General features: G+C 72.1%; 18 protein-coding genes. 14 read left to right on the top strand and 4 right to left on the bottom strand.

Annotated features, from left to right (window positions below; translation table 11 throughout):
- Window positions 1-9 precede the first annotated feature (9 nt).
- The 3 genes from ACZ67M_RS03070 to ACZ67M_RS03080 form a co-directional block, all read right to left on the bottom strand.
- Window positions 10-951, bottom strand: a complete 942-nt coding sequence (locus ACZ67M_RS03070; protein ID WP_361355095.1) for a hypothetical protein — start codon at window positions 949-951, stop codon at window positions 10-12.
- Window positions 952-1010: 59 nt separating this feature from the next.
- Window positions 1011-2684: a DUF6801 domain-containing protein gene (locus tag ACZ67M_RS03075; protein WP_469849341.1), complete on the bottom strand. Its 1674-nt coding sequence runs from the start codon at window positions 2682-2684 to the stop codon at window positions 1011-1013.
- 125 nt (window positions 2685-2809) lie between these two features.
- On the bottom strand, window positions 2810-3451 hold the full coding sequence (locus ACZ67M_RS03080) for a hypothetical protein (RefSeq protein ID WP_361355101.1): 642 nt from the start codon (window positions 3449-3451) through the stop codon (window positions 2810-2812).
- A 653-nt stretch (window positions 3452-4104) separates the two neighbouring features.
- Here ACZ67M_RS03080 and ACZ67M_RS03085 point away from each other — a divergent pair.
- Genes ACZ67M_RS03085 through ACZ67M_RS03150 form a run of 14 tightly spaced genes read left to right on the top strand, consistent with a single transcriptional unit; the run spans window position 4105 to window position 17298 of the window.
- Window positions 4105-5115 (top strand): ABC transporter ATP-binding protein, encoded by a 1011-nt coding sequence (locus ACZ67M_RS03085; protein WP_161332337.1) that lies wholly within the window; start codon window positions 4105-4107, stop codon window positions 5113-5115.
- A complete protein-coding gene (locus ACZ67M_RS03090; RefSeq protein ID WP_064727728.1) occupies window positions 5112-5876 on the top strand; it encodes an MlaE family ABC transporter permease in 765 nt (254 codons plus the stop codon). The genes ACZ67M_RS03085 and ACZ67M_RS03090 overlap by 4 nt, the downstream gene beginning before the upstream one ends.
- A 3-nt stretch (window positions 5877-5879) precedes the next feature.
- Window positions 5880-6686 (top strand): MlaE family ABC transporter permease, encoded by an 807-nt coding sequence (locus tag ACZ67M_RS03095; RefSeq protein ID WP_122620285.1) that lies wholly within the window; start codon window positions 5880-5882, stop codon window positions 6684-6686.
- Window position 6687: 1 nt separating this feature from the next.
- Window positions 6688-7944, top strand: a complete 1257-nt coding sequence (locus tag ACZ67M_RS03100) for an MCE family protein (protein ID WP_385799355.1) — start codon at window positions 6688-6690, stop codon at window positions 7942-7944.
- On the top strand, window positions 7941-9005 hold the full coding sequence (locus ACZ67M_RS03105; protein ID WP_361355108.1) for an MCE family protein: 1065 nt from the start codon (window positions 7941-7943) through the stop codon (window positions 9003-9005). Before ACZ67M_RS03100 ends, ACZ67M_RS03105 begins: the two co-directional genes overlap by 4 nt.
- The gene (locus ACZ67M_RS03110; RefSeq protein WP_392008735.1) at window positions 9002-10042 is read left to right on the top strand and encodes an MCE family protein; all 1041 of its coding nucleotides are present in this window, start codon (window positions 9002-9004) and stop codon (window positions 10040-10042) included. Before ACZ67M_RS03105 ends, ACZ67M_RS03110 begins: the two co-directional genes overlap by 4 nt.
- On the top strand, window positions 10042-11079 hold the full coding sequence (locus ACZ67M_RS03115) for an MCE family protein (protein ID WP_392100599.1): 1038 nt from the start codon (window positions 10042-10044) through the stop codon (window positions 11077-11079). The genes ACZ67M_RS03110 and ACZ67M_RS03115 overlap by 1 nt, the downstream gene beginning before the upstream one ends.
- A complete protein-coding gene (locus ACZ67M_RS03120) occupies window positions 11076-12263 on the top strand; it encodes an MCE family protein (RefSeq protein WP_385799349.1) in 1188 nt (395 codons plus the stop codon). Before ACZ67M_RS03115 ends, ACZ67M_RS03120 begins: the two co-directional genes overlap by 4 nt.
- Window positions 12260-13540, top strand: coding sequence for an MlaD family protein (locus ACZ67M_RS03125; protein ID WP_361355120.1), 1281 nt, complete (start codon window positions 12260-12262; stop codon window positions 13538-13540). The genes ACZ67M_RS03120 and ACZ67M_RS03125 overlap by 4 nt, the downstream gene beginning before the upstream one ends.
- The gene (locus tag ACZ67M_RS03130; protein WP_361355123.1) at window positions 13537-14052 is read left to right on the top strand and encodes a hypothetical protein; all 516 of its coding nucleotides are present in this window, start codon (window positions 13537-13539) and stop codon (window positions 14050-14052) included. The genes ACZ67M_RS03125 and ACZ67M_RS03130 overlap by 4 nt, the downstream gene beginning before the upstream one ends.
- Window positions 14049-14630, top strand: coding sequence for a nuclear transport factor 2 family protein (locus ACZ67M_RS03135; RefSeq protein ID WP_361355126.1), 582 nt, complete (start codon window positions 14049-14051; stop codon window positions 14628-14630). Before ACZ67M_RS03130 ends, ACZ67M_RS03135 begins: the two co-directional genes overlap by 4 nt.
- A 23-nt stretch (window positions 14631-14653) precedes the next feature.
- The gene (locus tag ACZ67M_RS03140) at window positions 14654-15202 is read left to right on the top strand and encodes a nuclear transport factor 2 family protein (RefSeq protein ID WP_385799343.1); all 549 of its coding nucleotides are present in this window, start codon (window positions 14654-14656) and stop codon (window positions 15200-15202) included.
- Between the two features lie 48 nt (window positions 15203-15250).
- Window positions 15251-16012, top strand: a complete 762-nt coding sequence (locus tag ACZ67M_RS03145; RefSeq protein WP_361355129.1) for a hypothetical protein — start codon at window positions 15251-15253, stop codon at window positions 16010-16012.
- 47 nt (window positions 16013-16059) lie between these two features.
- Window positions 16060-17298, top strand: coding sequence for a lytic transglycosylase domain-containing protein (locus ACZ67M_RS03150; protein WP_469849347.1), 1239 nt, complete (start codon window positions 16060-16062; stop codon window positions 17296-17298).
- A 37-nt stretch (window positions 17299-17335) separates the two neighbouring features.
- On the opposite strand, the gene ACZ67M_RS03155 is transcribed toward ACZ67M_RS03150, so the two are convergent.
- Window positions 17336-18949: a pyridoxal phosphate-dependent aminotransferase gene (locus ACZ67M_RS03155; protein ID WP_469849349.1), complete on the bottom strand. Its 1614-nt coding sequence runs from the start codon at window positions 18947-18949 to the stop codon at window positions 17336-17338.
- Window positions 18950-19004 lie beyond the last annotated feature (55 nt).

Genomic DNA, 19004 nt, shown 5'->3' on the forward strand with positions numbered 1-19004 from the left:
CCGTGGCCGTTACTTGACGGCGGAGTGCCAGTTCTCGGCCAGTACCCGGCCGGCGTCGGGGACGACGGTCCCGGGCGCGTTGAGGCCGGTGAGGTGGGTCTGCGTGTTGGCGAGGGTCAGGCTGTTGTTCCCGGCGGCGGAGGGCAGTCCGGTCTTCGCGTTGACCGCCGCGTTGATCAGGCCGACGTTCAGGCCGCAGCCGGTGGCGCCGGGCACCGCGAAGGTGCTGTCGTTCTGGGTGGCGCCGGTGAGGTTGATCCGGCTCATCTCGCCGGCCTCGTCCACGGTGCCGTCGCCCTTGAAGAAGGACATCCCGAAGTCCGGGAAGTTGCGGTTCTCCGGCCGCAGGACGATCGGTTTGGCGGCGGACCCGATGTAGCACTTGTCGCCGAGCAGCGGGTTCTCCAGGTGGATGCGGACCGGCAGGGCGACGATCGGCATGTCCGTGAGGACACCCGCGGTCTGGTCGAACGCGTAGGGCGCGCCGACGGACTCCATGGTCGCGGTGATCTTGTTGAGGCTGGAGTTCTCCAGCGACTCGCAGATGCCGGTGATCACGAAGATGTCGCTCGGACACATCAGGCCGAGCAGTCCCCCGGGCACCGAGGCGGGCTCGGCGACGAGCGCGCCGGATGCCGGGGCGACGACCGCGCTGGAGCCGTCCGCGTTCTGCACGACGCCGATCTGCAGGTTGGTCCGGCCCGTGACCACCGTGGTGTTGCCCAGTTTGATGGAGCCGCTGGCGGAGGTGGACACCACGCACTGCGGGGTCTTCTCGACGCCGTCGGCGGCCAGCATCGCCGGGGCGTCGACGGGGCAGCGGGTGAAGGGGGCCCACTCGCCGTTCAGCGAGGGGTCGGCGGCCGTCGCCGTGCCCAGGGAGGCGAAGGCGCCGAGGGCGGTCAGCGCGGAGACGGTGGCGAGCCGGGTGCGGGTGGAGGTCGGACGCATGGTGGTGGCCTTCCGTGGAGGTGGGAGTGGTGCGAGGGCTCGGCGCGGGGCGCGCGGGCTCAGCGCTCGGCGACGGGGATCTCGTACGGCTGGAGGTCCTGGGTGCACTGGCCCGGGGTCTCGGGGGTCGGGAACACCGGGGCGGCGATCGCGCACGTCTGGCCCTGGACCTGCTTGATGTGGTTGCCGGGGCCGGAGACGGAGGCGGTGAGCAGACGGTCGAGGTCCTCGCCGTCCGCCGTGCCGCAGCCGGTGAAGGCCGGGATGCTCGTCTCGCCGGACAGCGTGCCGCCGCTCAGCAGCAGGTAGCCGGTGGCCTCCTGGCCGATGAGCTGCTCACCGCGGCCGTAGAGCACCAGGTGGTTGCCGGGATGATTGGCCGGATCCGGGTCGGCGGAGGTGAGGGACGTCTCGGTCCGGCAGTCGGGGCCGACGTCCAGGGGTGTCCCGTTGACCTCCAGGTCGGTCACGTGCGCGACGAGCGGCGCCCGGACGTAGGTGTCCGTGACCGTGGTGAAGTCGGACAGGCGCAACTTGATCCGCGAGTCGATCCGGATGGGCCCGGTCTGCTTCAGCACCATCGTGGCCTTGACCGGCGCGAAGTCGAAGGACAGGAAGGTGCTCGGGAACGGCGGTGTCTCCTTGCGCCCCTGGTAGTGGAAGTTCGCCCACGACACCGTGTCGAAGATGATGTGCTCCGGGTCGGGCGGGCCGTCCACGGGGATCCCCTGCTCGATCAGCAGGCAGGACGGCGGGAGGTAGGCGGCGCCCTTCATCTTGTTCACGTTGGCGTAGCCGGTGACGTAGGCGTTGAGCGACACGTCGGTGGGCGGGTGCTGCTCGTCGTAGCGGCACGGCGGTACGTCGTCGCGGTCCGGGGCGGCGCCGGGCGGGGTCTCCAGCACCTCGGGCGACCGGTCCCCCTGCCGCTCCTCCTGTCCGTGCCCCTGCGCCTCCCGGTCCGGGGTGCGGGAGGCCCCGCCCGGACCGGACGGTGAACCGCTCGGGCTCGCAGAACCGTCCGCGCCGACCCGCACGGTGGCCAGCAGCCCCTGGTCGGGCGCGTCCTCGTCGAGGGCGCAGCCGACGGTGAGCGAGCCGGAGTCGGAGCCGGAGCCGGAGCCGGAGCCTGAGTCGGGGCCGGTGGCAGCGGGCCGTGAGGCGGCCGGGTCGGTGGAGGCCGGGTCGGTGGAGGCCGCGCCCGCCGCCGCGTCGAGGGCCAGGTCGATGGCGAGGGTGCCCGCCGTGAACGTCAGGTCTCCGTCGCCCCGGCCGGCCACCGAGGGGACGTCGCCCTTCGAGACCAGCGTCAACGGACCCGATTCGGGCAGCGCCACGGGCTCGGCGCCGCCCCGCCAGGTCGCCTTCGCCGTCGCCTCGTTCTGGGCGACGCCCACCTCCAGCCGGGTCGCCGCCCGCACCTGGGCCGCGCCGCGCCCGGTGAGGTCCGCGACGGCCTCCGCCGGGAGTTCGACGGTGGTGGTGACGCCGGACGGCGAGAAGGTCTCGCCCGCGTCGGCCCGTTCCGGGAACTCCGCCGATATCCGTACCGTCGTGGGCAGTTGACCCGACGGGAGGGTGCAGACGTAGGGGAGTTCGACCTCGATCTCCTGGGTGCCCGAGGCGGAGGCCGTGGTCGGGATCAGGGCGGCGAGCACGACGAACGCGGCGATCGACGTGGTCCGGGCACGGACCCGGGGCGGCCGGGTCACGGCTGCGCGTTGGGCTTTCATGCGACTCCGCTCGGATGGCTCGGGCAGCGTGGGCGGTCGGGCACCCCCGGGCAGGGGCGGACGGCTCGGGCCCGCGAACGCCCGGCCGGGGTGCCGGCCGGGCGGACGTGCGGGGCGGCGGTGGCCTACGGGTTGGAACCGACGATCGTCGGGATGGCGTTGGTGGTCTTGACCTTGACGGCGTAGTTGCCCTTGAAGGTCGGCTTCGTGGCCGTGGTGACCACGGAGCCGCAGTTGACCGGTGCCGGGCTGCTGCTGACCGACAGGTCGCCCACGACGCTGTTGACCGCGAGCACGCCGGTGGAGTTGGTGTAGGTGGCCGAGGCCTTGCCCACCACCGTGAACTTGCAGGCGCCGGCGGTGACCTGCGCCTTGACGTTGCCGACGTAGCCCTTGGTGACGCCCGTCGAGGCGTTGTAGTCCTGCGCGATGACGTCCCAGGGGGTGACCGAGGTGGTGGTGACGTTGCCGAGGACACTGGTACACGGTGAACCGGACGAGCCGAAGGTCATGGTGGTGATGTCGGCGACGTCCCCGGGGTTGCCGGTGGCGCTGTTCATCGTGCCCTCCGCACCCGAGACCGTGCAGGTCATCGGGATCGTGGCGGTCAGCACGATGTTGCCGACGTTCGTGGCCTTGAACGCGGCCGGCGAGGGGGTGACGGTCCACACCGTGGAGGGCACCGCCGAGGACGGGCCGACGGCGAGGCCCAGCGCCGACGCGGCCGCGCACACCACGATGGCCGACCTTCTCGTGTTCTTCTTCATGGCTCGGGACTCTCCTTGAGGGTTGACCGGCGAAGACGGGCCTGACGTTACTCGCGGGAAACTTAGCCGAACAATGCGGTAGTCCATGATTCTTTTAAAAGTGGTACCACCTGTTTCCGGGGTGAGTGATCCGCGCTTCTCCTTGCTCACGTGGCGCCAAGTCGGGGGAATGTGAACGGCGTCCGGGCTGTTCACAGCGGTGTCGCTCCCATCGGGTCCGAATGCTCACCAACCGACAAAGTTCCGAGCGGTTTTTGTGTCCTGCCTGACAGGTTCCGGATGGCCGAAGTCTGCATCCCGGAAAACTCCGATTCCGGTGTTGCCCGTCGAGGTTACTCGGCCGTAACGTGCCGGTGTGGTGCTCGGTTCCAGGTCGGTGGCCCCCGTCGGCCGGAGCCATGACGGACACTTTTCGGCCCTCCCTCCATCGGGTCCGGGTGTCCGTCGGCAGGGTCCCGCGGGGCCAAACCCCCCGGAACCGCGCGACCCTGCCCTGTCTCCCCGGAGACAAGTGCGGGGCCGCCGTGTTGTCTGCGCGGTGACAAGTTCGCCACGGCGGCCGGAGATCCGGTGCCGACCCGTTGTCAGTGCGCTCCGCGCCGATTTAACGTGCGCCCGCAGCGCGTATCCGATTGACGTCCGCTGGAGGTGATATGGGAATCGAAGTAGTGGTCGAGGGTCTGACCAAGTCCTTCGGTAAGCAGAGCATCTGGCGGGACGTATCACTCACTCTTCCGGCCGGCGAGGTCAGTGTGATGCTGGGCCCGTCCGGAACCGGTAAGACCGTTTTCCTGAAGTCGCTCATAGGGTTGCTCAAACCCGAGAAGGGCCGTGTCCTCATCAACGGAGTGGACATGGTGAACAGTCCGGAAAGAGACGTCTACGAGACCCGGAAACTCTTCGGTCTCATGTTCCAGGACGGCGCCCTCTTCGGGTCCATGTCCCTTTTCGACAACATCGCCTTCCCGCTGCGCGAACACACCCGCAAGAAGGAGTCCGAGATCCGGCGCATCGTCATGGAGCGGATCGAGGTCGTCGGACTGCTGGGCGCGGAGGGAAAGCTCCCCGGGGAGATCAGCGGAGGCATGCGCAAGCGCGCCGGACTGGCCCGCGCGCTCGTCCTCGACCCGCAGATCATCCTGTGCGACGAACCGGACTCCGGGCTCGACCCGGTCCGCACCGCCTACGTCTCCCAACTGCTGATCGACCTGAACGCGCAGCTCGACGCGACGATGCTGATCGTCACCCACAACCTCGACATCGCCGCCACCGTCCCCGACAACATGGGGATGCTCTTCCTGCGCGAGCTGGTCACCTTCGGCCCGCGCGAGGTGCTGCTCACCAGCGACGAGCCGGTCGTCTCCCAGTTCCTCGGCGGCCGGCGCGAGGGCCCCATCGGGATGTCGGAGGAGAAGGACGCGGCCACGCTCGCCGCCGAGGCGGGTGCCGCCTCCGCCGTCCCCGCCGCGCCCCGGGTGATCGTCCCGCAGCTGGAACCGTCCCCCGGCCTGCCGCCGCGCAAGGCAGTCGCCCGACGACGTCAGCGTGTCATGGGCATGATCGACACGCTGCCGCCCGCCGCGCGGTCCGCCATCCGGGAGACCTACGCGAAGGACTCCGAGGCGGCCACCCTGCCGATGCCCGCCGCCGGGAGCGGCGCGTGATCACCGGCGCGCTGCGGCAGACCGGCCGGCTCTTCGCGCTCGCCGCCGAGGTCGTCCGGGCCGTCTTCCGACGGCCCTTCCAGTTCCGCGAGTTCGTCGAGCAGTTCTGGTTCGTCGCGAGTGTGACCATCCTGCCCGCCGCCCTCGTGTCGATCCCCTTCGGCGCCGTCATCGCCCTCCAGGTCGGCTCGCTCACCGAGCAGCTGGGAGCACAGTCGTTCACCGGGGGCGCCAGCGTCCTCGCCGTCGTCCAGCAGGCGAGCCCGCTCATCGTGGCCCTGCTGATCGCCGGCGCCGGCGGCTCGGCCATCTGCGCCGACCTCGGCTCCCGCAAGATCCGCGAGGAACTCGACGCCATGGAGGTCATGGGCGTCTCGCCGGTGCAGCGACTCGTGGTGCCCCGGGTCCTGGCCGCGATGGGCGTGGCTGTCCTGCTCAACGGCCTGGTCTCGGTCGTCGGCATCCTCGGCGGCTACTTCTTCAACGTCGTCATGCAGGGTGGCACCCCCGGCGCCTACCTCTCCAGCTTCTCCGCCCTCGCCCAGCTGCCCGACCTGTACGTCAGCGAACTCAAGGCGCTGGTCTTCGGGTTCATCGCGGGCATCGTCGCCGCCTACCGCGGCCTCAACCCGCGCGGCGGCCCCAAGGGCGTCGGCGACGCCGTCAACCAGTCCGTCGTCATCACCTTCCTCCTGCTCTTCTTCGTCAACATGGTGATGACGGCCGTCTACCTCCAGATCGTCCCGCCGAAGGGAGGCTGACCGATGGCCTCCCCGCTCGTCTGGCTCGACCGGTCCGGCGACCAACTGCTGTTCTACGTACGGGCCCTGCTGTGGATACCGCGGACCCTGCGCCGCTACCTCAAGGAGGTGCAGCGCCTCCTCGCCGAGGTGGCCTTCGGCTCCGGCGGCCTCGGCGTCATCGGCGGCACCATCGGCGTGATGATCGCGATGACGCTCTTCACCGGGACCGTCGTCGGACTCCAGGGCTACGCGGCCCTCGACCAGATCGGCACCGCCGCGTTCACCGGATTCGTCTCCGCCTACTTCAACACCCGCGAGATCGCGCCCCTCGTCGCCGGACTCGCCCTCTCCGCGACCGTCGGGGCCGGCTTCACCGCCCAGCTCGGCGCCATGCGCATCAACGAGGAGGTCGACGCCCTGGAGGGCATGGGCATCCGCTCCATGCCCTACCTGGTCACCACCCGCATCATCGCCGGCGTGGTCGCCATCGTCCCGCTCTACGCGATCGGGCTGCTCTCCTCCTACCTCGCCTCCCGCTACGTGACCGTCCTGTTCAACGGGCAGTCGCGCGGCACGTACGACCACTACTTCAACCTCTTCCTCTCCCCGACGGACGTGCTGCTCTCCGTACTGAAAGTGCTGATCTTCAGCGTGATGGTGATCGTCGCCCACTGCTACTACGGCTACCGCGCCTCGGGCGGCCCCGCCGGCGTCGGCGTCGCCGTCGGCCGGTCCGTGCGCAACGCCATCGTGTTGATCAGCGTCACCGACTTCTTCCTGTCGCTGGCCCTGTGGGGCGCGACCACGACCGTGAAGGTGGCGGGGTGAGATGAGCGGACCGCGGGGAAAGACGCTGGGCCACCGGTTCGCCGGGGTGGTGTTCCTGCTGGTGCCCGCCCTGCTGATCTGGCTGGCCGTCGCCGTCTACGACAAGGAGTTCACCGAGTCCGACCCGGTGGTCGTGGAGACCGGCAGCGCGGGCAACCAGATGCACCCGGGCGCCGAGGTGAAACTGCGCGGCGTCGTCGTCGGCGAGGTCCGCGACATCGACGCCGACGGTGCCGGGGCCCGGCTCACCCTCGCCATGAAGCCCGGCTCCCTGGAACACGTACCGTCCGACGTGCGCGCGCAGATGCTGCCGACCACCCTGTTCGGCGAGCGGTTCGTGGCCCTCGTACCGCCCGAGAACCCCTCCGCCGAGCCGCTGGCCGCCGGAGCCGTCGTCCCCCAGGACCGCTCCGCCAACGCCATCGAGCTCCAGCAGGTGCTCGACGACGTCCTGCCGATGCTCACCGCCGTCCAGCCGCAGAAGCTCGCCGCCACCCTGTCGGCCGTCTCCCAGGCCCTGGAAGGGCGCGGCGAGCGGCTCGGCGAGACGCTGAGCCTGCTGGACGAGCACCTGGAGGAGTTCAACCCCAACCTGCCCGCCCTCAACCGCGACCTCAAGGAACTCGTGAAGGTCAGCCACGTCTACGCGGACGCCGCGCCCGACATCATCACGGCGCTCACCGACTTCACCACCACCAGCGGCACCCTCGCCGAGCAGGAGGCCGAACTCGCCGCCACCCTCGGCGCCACCACCCGGACCTCCGAGGACGTGACCGCCTTCCTGCGCAAGAACCAGGACAACATCATTCGGCTGAGCGCCACGAGCAGGCCGACCCTGGAACTGCTCGCCGAGTACTCCTCGGCGTTCCCCTGCACGCTGCGCACCCTCGCCGAGTTCGTCCCGGCCATGGACAAGGCGCTCGGCAAGGGCACCGACCGGCCCGGCATCCACGTCGACGTCACCACCGTCCCCTCGCGCGGCGCCTACCGCCCCGGCCGCGACACCCCGGTGTACGACTCCGGCGGCGGCCCCCGCTGCCCCTCCGTGCCGTACGCCGGCGCACTGCCCCGGCCCACCGCGCGGACCGCGTCCACCGCGGCGGACCAGGACCTCGGGCCCGCCAACTCCCCGTCCGAGAACGACCTCGTCAACGAACTCCTCGCCCCCGCCGCCGGCGAGAGCCCCGAAGACCTGCCCGACTGGAGCAGCCTGCTCGTCGGCCCCGTCTACCGCGGTACGGAGGTGACGCTCCGATGACCGGTGCCGACAGCGCGCACACCCGGCGCCGCCCGCTGACCGGGCCGCTGCTCAAGTCCCTCGTCTTCGTGGTGGTCACCGCCCTCGCCACGACCGTGCTCGGCCTCGGCGTCGCCGGCGGCGGTGCCGGTTCCGATTCCGGCGCCCGGACCTACAAGGCGCTGTTCACCGACGTCACCGGGCTCATGGACGGCGACAGCGTGCGCATCTCCGGCGTGCCGGTCGGCGAGGTGACCGACGTGCGCGTCGTGCACCGGCGCACCGCGCAGGTCACCTTCACCGTCGGCGAGGACCGCGCGCTGCCCCGCTCGACCACCGCGGCCGTGAAGTACCTCAACATGGTCGGCCAGCGCTACGTCGCCCTCGGCCGCGGCAGCGGCGACCTCACCGGCACCCTCCCGGAGGGCGGCACGGTGCCGCTGGACCGCACCACGCCCGCGCTCGACCTGACCCTGCTCTTCAACGGCTTCAAGCCGCTGTTCGAGGGGCTCTCCCCGAAGGACGTCAACGAACTCGCCGGGTCGATCGTGCAGGTGCTCCAGGGCGAGGGCGCCACCGTCGACAGCCTGATCCGCCACATCGGCTCCCTCGGGACGACCGTCGCCGCCAAGGACAAGGTGATCGGCCAGGTGGTCACGAACCTCACCACCGTCCTGGACACCCTCAACGACCGCGAGGACAGCTTCGACGACCTCGTCGTCACTCTCCAGCAACTCGTCACCGGCTTCAACGAGGACCGCAAACCCCTGGGCAAGGCCGTCACGGCCATGGGCGAACTCACCACGGTCACCGCCGGCCTCCTCGAGGACGGCCGGGAGCCCCTCAAGAAGGACATCCGCGAACTGGGCCGGCTCTCGGGCAACCTCGGCGAGCACACCCCGCAGATCGAGGACTTCCTCGAACGGACCCCCGCCAAGATGACCGCCCTGACGCGCCTGTCCTCCTACGGATCGTGGTTCAACCTCTACCTCTGCGAGGCCCGCGTGAGCGGAGTGACCACCTCCGACGGCTCCGAACCGCCGACCGGTATCGCGATCACCGAATCGAGGTGCCGCGGATGAGGCGCCCGCACCTCAAGCCCGTCAAGGAACGCGACCCCGTCGGCGTCGGCCTCGTCGGACTGCTCGTCCTCGCCGTGATCGCCGTCCTCGTCTACAACGTGGACCGCCTGCCGCTCGGCGGCTCCACCTCCTACAGCGCCGACTTCTCCGAGGCCGCGGGCCTGGACGAGGGCGACGAGGTGCGCATCGCCGGCGTCAAGGTCGGCAAGGTCACCGGCGTCGCCCTCGACGGGCCCAAGGTGAAGGTCACCTTCGAGGTCGAGGACGCCTGGCTCGGCGACCGGACCACGGCCGCCATCGCCATCAAGACCGTCCTCGGCGACAAGTACCTGGCGCTCGACCCGCTCGGCGCCGCCCGCCAGGACCCCGGCAGCCGCATCCCGCTGACCCGCACCACCTCCCCGTACGACGTGACCCAGGCGTTCCAGGACCTCAGCGGCACCGTCGACGACATCGACACGCAAAAGCTCGCGGAGAGCTTCGAGACCATCTCCGACACCTTCGCCGACTCCCCGCCCCACGTCCGCAAGGCCGCCACCGGCCTGTCCGACCTGTCCCGCTCCGTCTCCAAGCGCGACTCGGAACTGTCTGAACTCCTCAAGGGCAGCGCCAAGTTCACCCAGACCCTGGAGAACAAGAAGTCCAGCTTCGAGACGCTCATCGAGGACGGCGGCCCGCTCCTCGGCGAACTGCGGGACCGCCGCGCCGCCATCAGCGCCCTGCTCAAGGGCAGCCAGGACCTCGGCATCGAACTCGGCGGCCTCGTCAAGGACAACGAGAAGCAGCTCGGCCCGACCCTCAAGGCGCTCGGCCGCGTCACCGGTGTCCTGGAGAAGAACAACGCGCAGCTCGGCAAGACCCTCGCACTGGTCGGCCCGTACTACCGACTGGTCGGCAACACCCTCGGCAACGGCCGCTGGTTCGACAGCTACCTGTGCGGCGTCGTGCCCCGCGCCTACCTGCCCGAGGCCTCCCAGCCCGAGACCGGATGCCTGCCGCCGAAACAGCCGGCCGCGGCCCAGGGGAGCGGTGAGTGATGAACCGACGCCGGAAGATCCTCACCGGTCTGCTCGCCCTCGCGGTGCTCGCCGCCGCCGGACTGGTCACCGCCCGCGCCCTCGAAGCCGACGGCACCCGCCTCACCGCCTACTTCGACCGTGCCATCGGCGTCTACGCCGGATCCGACCTGCGCGTCCTCGGCGTCCGGGTCGGCGAGGTGGAGTCGGTGCGGCCGCAGGGCACCACGGTCCGCGTCGGCCTCCGCCTGGACGAGGGGGTGCGGGTCCCCAAGGGCGCGCGGGCCGTCGTCGTCGCACCGAGCGTCGTCTCCGACCGCTACGTCCAGCTCACCCCCGCCTACGCCACGGGCCCCGCCCTCGCCGACGGCGCCGTCCTGCCCGCCTCCCGCAACCGCGTCCCCGTCGAGATCGACCAGATCTACGACTCCATCACCGAACTCGGCGACGCCCTCGGCCCGGACGGCGCCAACTCCGAGGGCGCCCTGTCCGAACTGCTGCGCACCGGCGCCGCCAACCTCGACGGCAACGGCGAGGCCATCGGCACCGGCGTCGAGGAGTTCGGCAAGGCGGCCAAGACCCTCGACGGCAGCAGCGGCGACCTGTTCGAGACGCTCAGCAGCCTCCAGACCTTCACCACCATGCTGAAGGACAAGGACACCGGCGTGCGCACCGCCCAGGAACGCCTGGACGAGGTCGTCGGCTTCTTCGCCGACAACAAGGACGACCTCACCGGCGCGCTGGAGGAACTCGGCAAGGCCCTCGGCCAGGTCAAGACCTTCATCGAGGACAACCGGGGCGAGCTGAAGAAGAACGTCGACCGGCTCGTCCCCATCACCCGGACCCTGGTCGAGCAACGTGCCTCGCTGGCCGAGGCGCTGGACGTGGCACCACTGGCCGCGGGCAACGTCGTCAACGCCTACAACCCCGACACCCGCACCCTCGACGGCCGCGCCAACCTCAACGAGATCAGCATCGGCGGCCCCCTGCTGCCGCTGCCCGTGACGGGCGCGACCGGTGAGCCGCAGGGCGACGGGACGAAGGGAGACGGCCGATGAAGCGCGGCACCCTCACCGCCGGCCGGGCCGCCGGACTGACCGCGGGCGGACTGATCGCCCTCGGCCTCGGCTTCGTCCTGGCCATGGGCGGGATCACCGTCGTGCCCCGCGGCTTCGGTGGCCTCGACGACCTGCCGCTGCCCGGCGGCGCCGACCTCGGCGACCACCCCCGCACCGTCACCGCGGAACTCCAGGACGTGCTCAGCCTGGTCCCGCACTCCGCGGTGCGCGTCAACGACGTCGCCGTCGGCCGGGTCACCGGCATCGAACTCGGCGAGGACGACTGGTCGGCCCGCGTCACCATGGAGATCAACGGCGAGGTGCGGCTGCCCGCCGACACCACCGCGCGGCTCGAACAGTCCAGCCTGCTGGGAGAGAAGTACATCCAGCTCGTCGCACCCGCCAAGGAGACCGGAGCCGGCCCCCTCGAGGACGGAAGCGTCATCCCGCTGGCCCGCACCGGGCGCAACACCGAGGTCGAGGAGGTGTTCGGCGCGCTGTCCCTGCTGCTCAACGGCGGTGGCGTCAGCCAGCTCAAGACCATCACCCGGGAACTGGGCGCGGCCCTCGGCGGCCGCGAACCCGAGGTCCGCTCCATGCTCAAGCGGGTCAACACCCTGGTCGGCGACCTCGACGACCACCGCGGTGACATCACCGACGCCCTCGACGCCGTCAACCGGCTCTCCTCCACCCTCGCCACCCGCAAGGAGGACGTCGGCACCGTCCTCACCGGCCTCTCGCCCGGCCTGAAGACGCTGGAGAAGCAGCGCGGCTCCCTGCTCACCATGCTGCGCTCCCTCGACACGCTCTCCGGCGTCGCCGTCTCCACGATCAACGCGAGCAAGGACGACATGATCGCCGACCTCAAGGCCGTCGCGCCGACGCTGAAGGCGCTGGCCGACGCGGGCACGGACCTGCCCGACTCGCTCCAGGTGCTACTGACCTACCCGTTCACCGACGAGGTGCTGCGCGGCGTGAAGGGCGACTACCTCAACACGTACCTGAGCATGGTCGCCGTGCCCGGCACCGAGGTGATCCCGCCGATCGTGCCCGAGGGCACACCGGCGAAGAAGCGGTCCTCCGCACCGGCGGAGCAGCAGCCCTCCGCACCGGCGAAGAAGCGGTCCGCCTCGCCCCTGCCACTGCCCTCCGTGCCGGGGTCCGGAGGAGGTGAGCGCGGGTGATCACCCTCGCCGTACGGCTGAAGAACCTCGCCTTCCTGCTCGTCGCCGTCCTCGCCCTCTCCTACCTCGGCATCCGCTACGCCGATCTCGGCCGGTACGTGGGAGTCGCCGACTACTACACCGTCGACGTACAACTCCCACGCACCGGAGGGCTGTTCACCCATTCCGACGTCACCTACCGGGGGGTCTCGGTGGGCCGCGTCGGACCGATCGACCTCACCGCCGAGGGCGTCGTCGCCGAACTGCGCATCAAGAAGTCCGCGCCCCGCATCCCCGCCGACACCAAGGCCGTGGTCGCCGGGCTCTCCGCCGTGGGCGAGCAGTACATCGACCTGCGGCCCGAGAGCGACGGCTCCCCCTACCTGGCCGACGGCGCCCGCGTCGAGCAGGCCGACACCCAGGTGCCCGCACCCGTCACCGACGTCCTCACCAGCGTCGACGACCTCGTGGGCTCCGTCCCGCTGGAGGATCTGCGCACGGTCGTCGACGAGTTCGGCAAGGCGTTCGAGGGCCACGGCGACGACCTCCAGGTGCTGCTCGACAGCGGCAGCGACTTCGTGGAGGCCGCCGACCGGGCCCTGCCGTCCACCACGCTGCTCATCAACGACGGCGAGACCGTCCTGCGCACCCAGGCCGAGGAGGCCGAGGCCATCCGCGGCTTCGCCGTCGGAGCCGAGGAACTGGCCGCCGCCCTCAAGGGCTCGGACGCCGACCTGCGCCGTCTCCTCGCGGTCACGCCCGAGGCCGCCACCCAGGTCAGCGGCCTGCTGCGGGACCTCGACCCGAGCCTGGGCGTCGTCCTCGCCAACCTCCTCACCACCTCCGAGGTCGCCGTCACCCGGCAGCGCGGCATCGAGGAACTCCTCGTGAAGTACCCGGCGGCCGTCTCCGCCGGTGCCACCGCCGTCGACGGAGGGAAGCTGAACCTCGGCATGGCCGTCACCTTCTTCACCCCCCTGCCCTGCACCGACGGATACGGCGGTACGCGCTACCGCAACGGCCTCGACCTCGGCACCGCGCCCGCCCTCAACACCGACGCGGCGTGCACCGCCCCGGCCTCCGGCGGGTCCAACGTGCGCGGCTCGGGGAACGCCCCGAAGGGCGGCGCGGTACCCGAACCGGCCCGGCCCGGCTCCCTGCCCTCGGGCGGCGCCGGCACCACGGGCAGCGGCGGCGGCGCGGCACTCCCCGGCGCCCTCGCGTTGCCCGGACAGAGCGGCGAGGCACCGTCCGACCTGGCCGCGCTCCTCACCCCGGCCACCGGCGGTGCGCGGTGAGGCGGGCGCGGATCCTCACCGGAGCGGCGCTCGCCCTGGCCCTCGGCGTCTGCGCCACCGGTGCCTGGACGTACGCCCAGGCACGCACCGACGACTCGCTCGCGTACGGCAGGGAGCGGGACGAGGCGCTCGCCGACGGCCGCGAGGGCATCGCCGTACTCACCACGCTCGACGCGTCCACCCGGCAGCGGGCGGAGCGCGGCATCCGGGACTGGCGCGCCGTCTCCACCGGGCCGCTGCGCGAGGAACTCGGCGACACCGAGCCCGCCGCGGGATCCTCGGCGCGCGCCACGGTCACCGAGGCCGCCGTCACCGCGCTCGACACCCGGTCCGGCACGGCCAAGCTCATCGCCACGGTCCGGGTCGAGGTCACGCCCGCCACGACGAAGAAGCCGGCCACCGACCGCAAGCGCCTGGAGGCGGTCCTGGCCCGCACCGGCGAGGGGGAGTGGAAGGTGCGAGCACTGAGCGCCGTACCGGTCGAGGGGGAGAAGGAGGGCGAGGAGCGATGACGACCGAGCCCGTCCTCGAGACCGCCCCCGCGGACGCGCCCGGCGACGCCCCCGCCGGCCGGCCGCCGGGCGGGCGCCTGCGGCGCGCCCTGCCGGCCGCGGCAGCCGCCGTCCTCGTCCTCGCCGGCTGCGGCTTCTTCTACGCGGCCCACCAGGTGAGGTCGGCCGCGCCCGCCCGCAACCACGCGCTCACCGACACCGAGGCCACCTCCCGCGTCGCCGGCGACGTGGGCAACGCCCTCGCCCGCATCTTCTCCTACACACCGGACGGCACCGCGGCCGCCGAGCGCTCCGCACGCACCGTGCTCGACGGCCGCGCCGCCCGCCAGTACGAAACCCTCTTCGCCCGGGTCCGCGACGACCTCACCGAACAGCGCGTCACCCTGAGCACCCGGGCCGTCCGCACCGCAGTGATCGAACTCGACGGCGACGAGGCCCGCCTGCTGGTCTTCCTCGACCAGACCTCCCACCGCGGCAAGGGCGAGAAAGCGACCACCACGACCGCCGCGGCCCAACTCACGGTCACCGCACGGCTCCAGGACGACCGCTGGCGGATCGTCGACCTCAAGGCCCGCTGAACATGCGGCAGACGGGAGTACCCATGAAACGCGCGGCCCGCGTCCGCACCGCACTCCGCCGCCGGCCGCTGCCGGCCCTGGCCCTCGCGCTCACCCTCGTCGCGGGCGGCTTCGCGGCGTGGGCGGGCCAGGACTGGTACGGGGCGGCCCACGACGAGCAGGCCGCCTACGCCGAGCAGCGGGACGCGGCGCTCAGCGCCGGGGAGCAGGCCGTGCAGAACCTCAACACGCTCGACCACCGCGAGCTGCAACGGGGCCTGGACCTCTGGGAGTCCTCGACCACCGGGGAACTGCACGAACAACTGGCATCCGGACGCGCGGAATTCGCCGACCAGGTGAAGGAGGCGAAGACGGTCAGCACGGCCCGGGTGCTCTCGGGCGCCGTCACCGAACTCGACGACCGCGCCGGCCGTGCGCGCGTGCTGGTCGCCCTGCGCGTCACCGTCAAGGCGTCCGACGGCTCGAAGTCGGACAAGGACAGCCGCATGCTCGGCGAACTCACCCGGACCGACGGCCGGTGGAAGCTGAGCGCCCTGGGCCAGGCACCCGTGGGCGGCGCACCGGCCGGCTGACCGGTCCCGTACCCGCAGAAGCCGGCCGCAGCGAGGAGGACACCGCACATGTCGACGACCCGTCACCACATCAACCGCCAGCGGCGCCGCCAGGCCCGCGAGACCAGGCCCACCTCCGGTGGCACGGCCGTCCTCACGTCCCCGGAGGCCGCCGAAGCGCCGCCGCAGTCCTCCGCACAAAAGCCGAAGCCGAGTCCGAAGCCCAGGCCGGCCGCCGCCGAGACCGAGCGGGGGAAGACCACCCCGGCCGGACGGCGCCGGCCCCTGGGCCTCGTACTCCTCTGCGCGCTGACGGTGCTCCTCGGCGTCTTCGCGGGCTGGGCGCACGCGGAGGCCGGGGCGCTCCGGGACGAGCCCGCGCGCGGCAACACCGCGCTGACCGACCTCGCCCGCACCAGCGAGATCAAGGGACAGACGACCAAGGCCGTAGACCGGCTCTTCTCCTACGACCACGCCGACCCCGGCGCCCTCGACAAGGCGGCCCGGGACCTCCTGACGGGCAAGGCCCTCGCTCAGCACCGGGAACTGCTCGCCGACGTCCGCGAACGGGCCGACCGGCAGAAGGCGGTGATCACCACGACGGTCACCGAGAGCGCGGTCGAACGGATCGACGGCGACCGGGCCCGGGTCCTCGTCTACGCCGACCAGAGCAGTGTCGCCACCACCGGCACCAAGGCGGGCGAGAAGGCCGGCCAGGGGAAGGACGCCGCCGAGGACCAGGGCGTGTACGCGGCGGCCATGCTCGCCGTCGACGTCGTGCACCGTGACGGACGCTGGCTGGTCTCCGCCCTCGACACCTTCGGCCGCTGAGGCCGCCCCCACCACGTCTTTGGACGGATCCGACAGGAGTGACGACCATGTCCGTACGCCGCGCCCGACACCGGTACGCCGGCCGGAGCCGCAGGAGACTGCGCACCACCGCCCTCGCCGTGGCGGCCATGGCGGCCCTCACCGCCTCCCAGGCCCCCGGACTCACCGGAGACGCGGAGGACACCCACGCCAAACCGGCCGCCGACGACCTGAGCCTCCCGACACCGGGCGGCCCGTTCGCCGCCCTCGCGCCACCCGGCGACGGCTCCTACCACACCGAATTACCGCCCCTGACGACGCGTCACGGCACCCCGGTCCCACCGGTGCTCGGGCGGGAGATCCGCAGCCAGTCCGGCATCCCCGCCACCGTGCTGCGCGCCTACCGCGCCGCCGCGACCTCCGTCGGCAGGACGGACCCCGGCTGCCGGCTGCCCTGGGAACTGCTCGCGGCGATCGGCAAGGTCGAGTCCGGCCAGGCGCGCGGCGGCGCGGTCGACCGGAAGGGCACGACACTGAGCCGCATCACCGGGCCGCCGCTGAACGGCCGGGGCTTCGCCCTGATCCGGGACACGGACGGCGGCGCCCACGACGGCGACACGGTCTACGACCGGGCGGTGGGCCCGATGCAGTTCCTGCCCTCCACCTGGGCCCGTTGGGGCGCGGACGGCAACGCCGACGGCCGCGCCGACCCGAACAACGTCTTCGACGCGGCCCTGGCGGCCGGGCACTACCTGTGCGCGGGCGACCGCGACCTGGGCCGGGCGGCGGACCTGGACCGGGCGGTCCTGAGCTACAACAACTCCCGGGCCTACGTCGAACTGGTGCGGTACTGGCTGGAGTTCTACAGCCGCGGCGTGCACACCGTGCCGGACGGCAAGGGCGTCGTCCCGAAGAGCCCCGGTGCGGGAGGAGACACCCCCGCGACCGAGCCCGTCGACGGCGGGGGCAAGGACCCCGTGGGCCGGGAGGACGGCATCGACATCGGCCCGGACCCGACGACCACACCGTCGAGGCCGGCCGCCTCGCCCTCGCGCCCGGTACCGACGAAGAGCCCGCACCCCTCCACCCCGACGGCGCCCCCGACGAGCCAGGAGCCCTCCGCCCCGCCCACGGAGCCGCCCACCGAGAGCCCCACCGGGTCACCGTCGCCGGACCCGACCGACCCGGGCCCGTCGCCCACCCCGACGGACGACTGCACCCCGGAAACGGGAACCCCGACGCCCGACCCCAGCGCCTCCCCGGACGGCACGGCCTGCCCGAGCCCTTCGCCGACCGCGACGGAGTAGGCAGGGCCACGGCCGCCGCGACACCGGAGCCCGGCGCTCAGCCCGCCCGGCCCATCCCGGCGGCGTTCGGCCAGCCCGTCGCCGGGACCGACTCCAGTCCGTTGGTCCCCCTGACCTGGGCGGCGGTGAGGCCGCCGTGGGCGGGGACGCCGGGCGGGGTGGGACCCATGGGCGGGTAGGGTGCCGCGGCCGCAGCCGGGGCGGGCATCGGCATGGGCGCGGGCGCCGGGGCCGGTGCGGGCATGGGCTGGGGGACCGGTGCCGGTTGGGGGACCGGCACCGGCCCGGGGTACGGCGCCGGCTGGGGGACCGGCGCCGGGGGCGGGGCCTGCGGGGGCACCGCGGCGGGGAGCGGCATGCCGGTGCCGGCCCCCGGAGCGCCGGCGATCCCCGGGACACCGGCCCCGGCGGCCTGGGCGGCGATCGCCCGCATGCCGGCCCCGTTGGTCTGGGTCATCAGGCGGTCCACCGCCGCCGTGCCCGAGCTGTAGCCGGTCCCGGTGGCCGGCTCGGGCACGGCGGCTCCCCTCCTGGACCCGTAGAGCACCTGTTCCAGGCCGGACACCAGGCGGCGTACGTCCACCTGGGGGCGCACCACGAGACGCAGGAAGCGGCTGGACGAACCGATCTTGTTGCCGCACTCGCGGACCAGGACCCGGTGCTCGGTGAGCATGCGGTCCCGGACGACGGTGCCCTCCGCGCCCACCGGGAGGCGCACGAAGAGGAAGTTGCCCTGGGAGGGGTAGACGGTCAGTCCGGGCAGCGCGGACAGCTGGCCGGCCATCTCCAGCCGGTCGCGGCGGACCTGGTGCAGGCTCTGCGCGTACTCGGCGCCGTGGTCGCGGAGCATGAACACCACGTGCTCCGCGAAGGAGTTGAGGTTCCACTTGGGGAGCATGGCGCGCACCCGGCCCGCGAGCGCCGGGTTGGCGACCAGGTAGCCGAAGCGGATGCCGTGCAGGCCGAAGTTCTTGCCGAGGCTGCGCAGCACGATGACGTTGGGGCGCAGCATCGCCTCCTGGACCACACTGGGTTCCGCCTCCGCGTCGGCGAACTCCAGGAACGACTCGTCGACGACGACCAGGTCCAGGTCCGCCATCGCGTCCATGAACTGCACCAGCGCCTGCTTGTGCAGATAGCCGCCGTCGGGGTTGTTGGGGTTGCAGACGACGGCGACCCGGGTGCCGCGGGCCCGGATGAACTCGGCGTACCGGGCGAGGTCGAGGGCGAAGCCGCCGGCCTCCTGGAGCGGGAACATGTCGACCCGCTTGCCGGTCTCCATGGGCTGGTCGGTCCAGCGGCCGAAGGTGGGGACGGGGACGGCGAGGGACTCCCGCACCAGCAGGTGGTCGATCCAGGTGATCAGCTCCGTGGAGCCGTTGCCCATCGCCACGCACTGCGGCGGAAGCTGGAGCAGGCTGCACAGTTCGGCGGTGATGGTGTCGGCGCTGCTCGGGTAGTACGTGATGATGTCCCGCAGCCGGACGGCCATATCGTCGAACATCGCCGGGGTGGGGAAGTACGGATTGCACGGAATGCAGAAGTCCACCGGGCCGGCGCCCGCCTCGTCCCCGCCCTCCCGCGTCAGCGCAGCCATCGACGGGCTGTGCGCCGCGGTGCTGCGGAACAGCGAGGTGACGTTGCCGGACAAATGTGCCTCCGTGGGTGGGCGGCCCGCGCGGGGAGGTGCGGGCCGCCCTTACATA

The organism is Streptomyces sp. NPDC107500, assembly GCF_055582785.1.

What these genes read in the sequence shown, in the direction of transcription:
- ACZ67M_RS03070 (WP_361355095.1), bottom strand. Translation starts at nt 951, where the DNA reads ATGCGTCCGACCTCCACCCGCACCCGGCTCGCCACCGTCTCCGCGCTG.
- ACZ67M_RS03075 (WP_469849341.1), bottom strand. Translation starts at nt 2,684, where the DNA reads ATGAAAGCCCAACGCGCAGCCGTGACCCGGCCGCCCCGGGTCCGTGCC.
- ACZ67M_RS03080 (WP_361355101.1), bottom strand. Translation starts at nt 3,451, where the DNA reads ATGAAGAAGAACACGAGAAGGTCGGCCATCGTGGTGTGCGCGGCCGCG.
- ACZ67M_RS03085 (WP_161332337.1), top strand. Translation starts at nt 4,105, where the DNA reads ATGGGAATCGAAGTAGTGGTCGAGGGTCTGACCAAGTCCTTCGGTAAG.
- ACZ67M_RS03095 (WP_122620285.1), top strand. Translation starts at nt 5,880, where the DNA reads ATGGCCTCCCCGCTCGTCTGGCTCGACCGGTCCGGCGACCAACTGCTG.
- ACZ67M_RS03100 (WP_385799355.1), top strand. Translation starts at nt 6,688, where the DNA reads ATGAGCGGACCGCGGGGAAAGACGCTGGGCCACCGGTTCGCCGGGGTG.
- ACZ67M_RS03105 (WP_361355108.1), top strand. Translation starts at nt 7,941, where the DNA reads ATGACCGGTGCCGACAGCGCGCACACCCGGCGCCGCCCGCTGACCGGG.
- ACZ67M_RS03110 (WP_392008735.1), top strand. Translation starts at nt 9,002, where the DNA reads ATGAGGCGCCCGCACCTCAAGCCCGTCAAGGAACGCGACCCCGTCGGC.
- ACZ67M_RS03115 (WP_392100599.1), top strand. Translation starts at nt 10,042, where the DNA reads ATGAACCGACGCCGGAAGATCCTCACCGGTCTGCTCGCCCTCGCGGTG.
- ACZ67M_RS03120 (WP_385799349.1), top strand. Translation starts at nt 11,076, where the DNA reads ATGAAGCGCGGCACCCTCACCGCCGGCCGGGCCGCCGGACTGACCGCG.
- ACZ67M_RS03135 (WP_361355126.1), top strand. Translation starts at nt 14,049, where the DNA reads ATGACGACCGAGCCCGTCCTCGAGACCGCCCCCGCGGACGCGCCCGGC.
- ACZ67M_RS03140 (WP_385799343.1), top strand. Translation starts at nt 14,654, where the DNA reads ATGAAACGCGCGGCCCGCGTCCGCACCGCACTCCGCCGCCGGCCGCTG.
- ACZ67M_RS03145 (WP_361355129.1), top strand. Translation starts at nt 15,251, where the DNA reads ATGTCGACGACCCGTCACCACATCAACCGCCAGCGGCGCCGCCAGGCC.
- ACZ67M_RS03150 (WP_469849347.1), top strand. Translation starts at nt 16,060, where the DNA reads ATGTCCGTACGCCGCGCCCGACACCGGTACGCCGGCCGGAGCCGCAGG.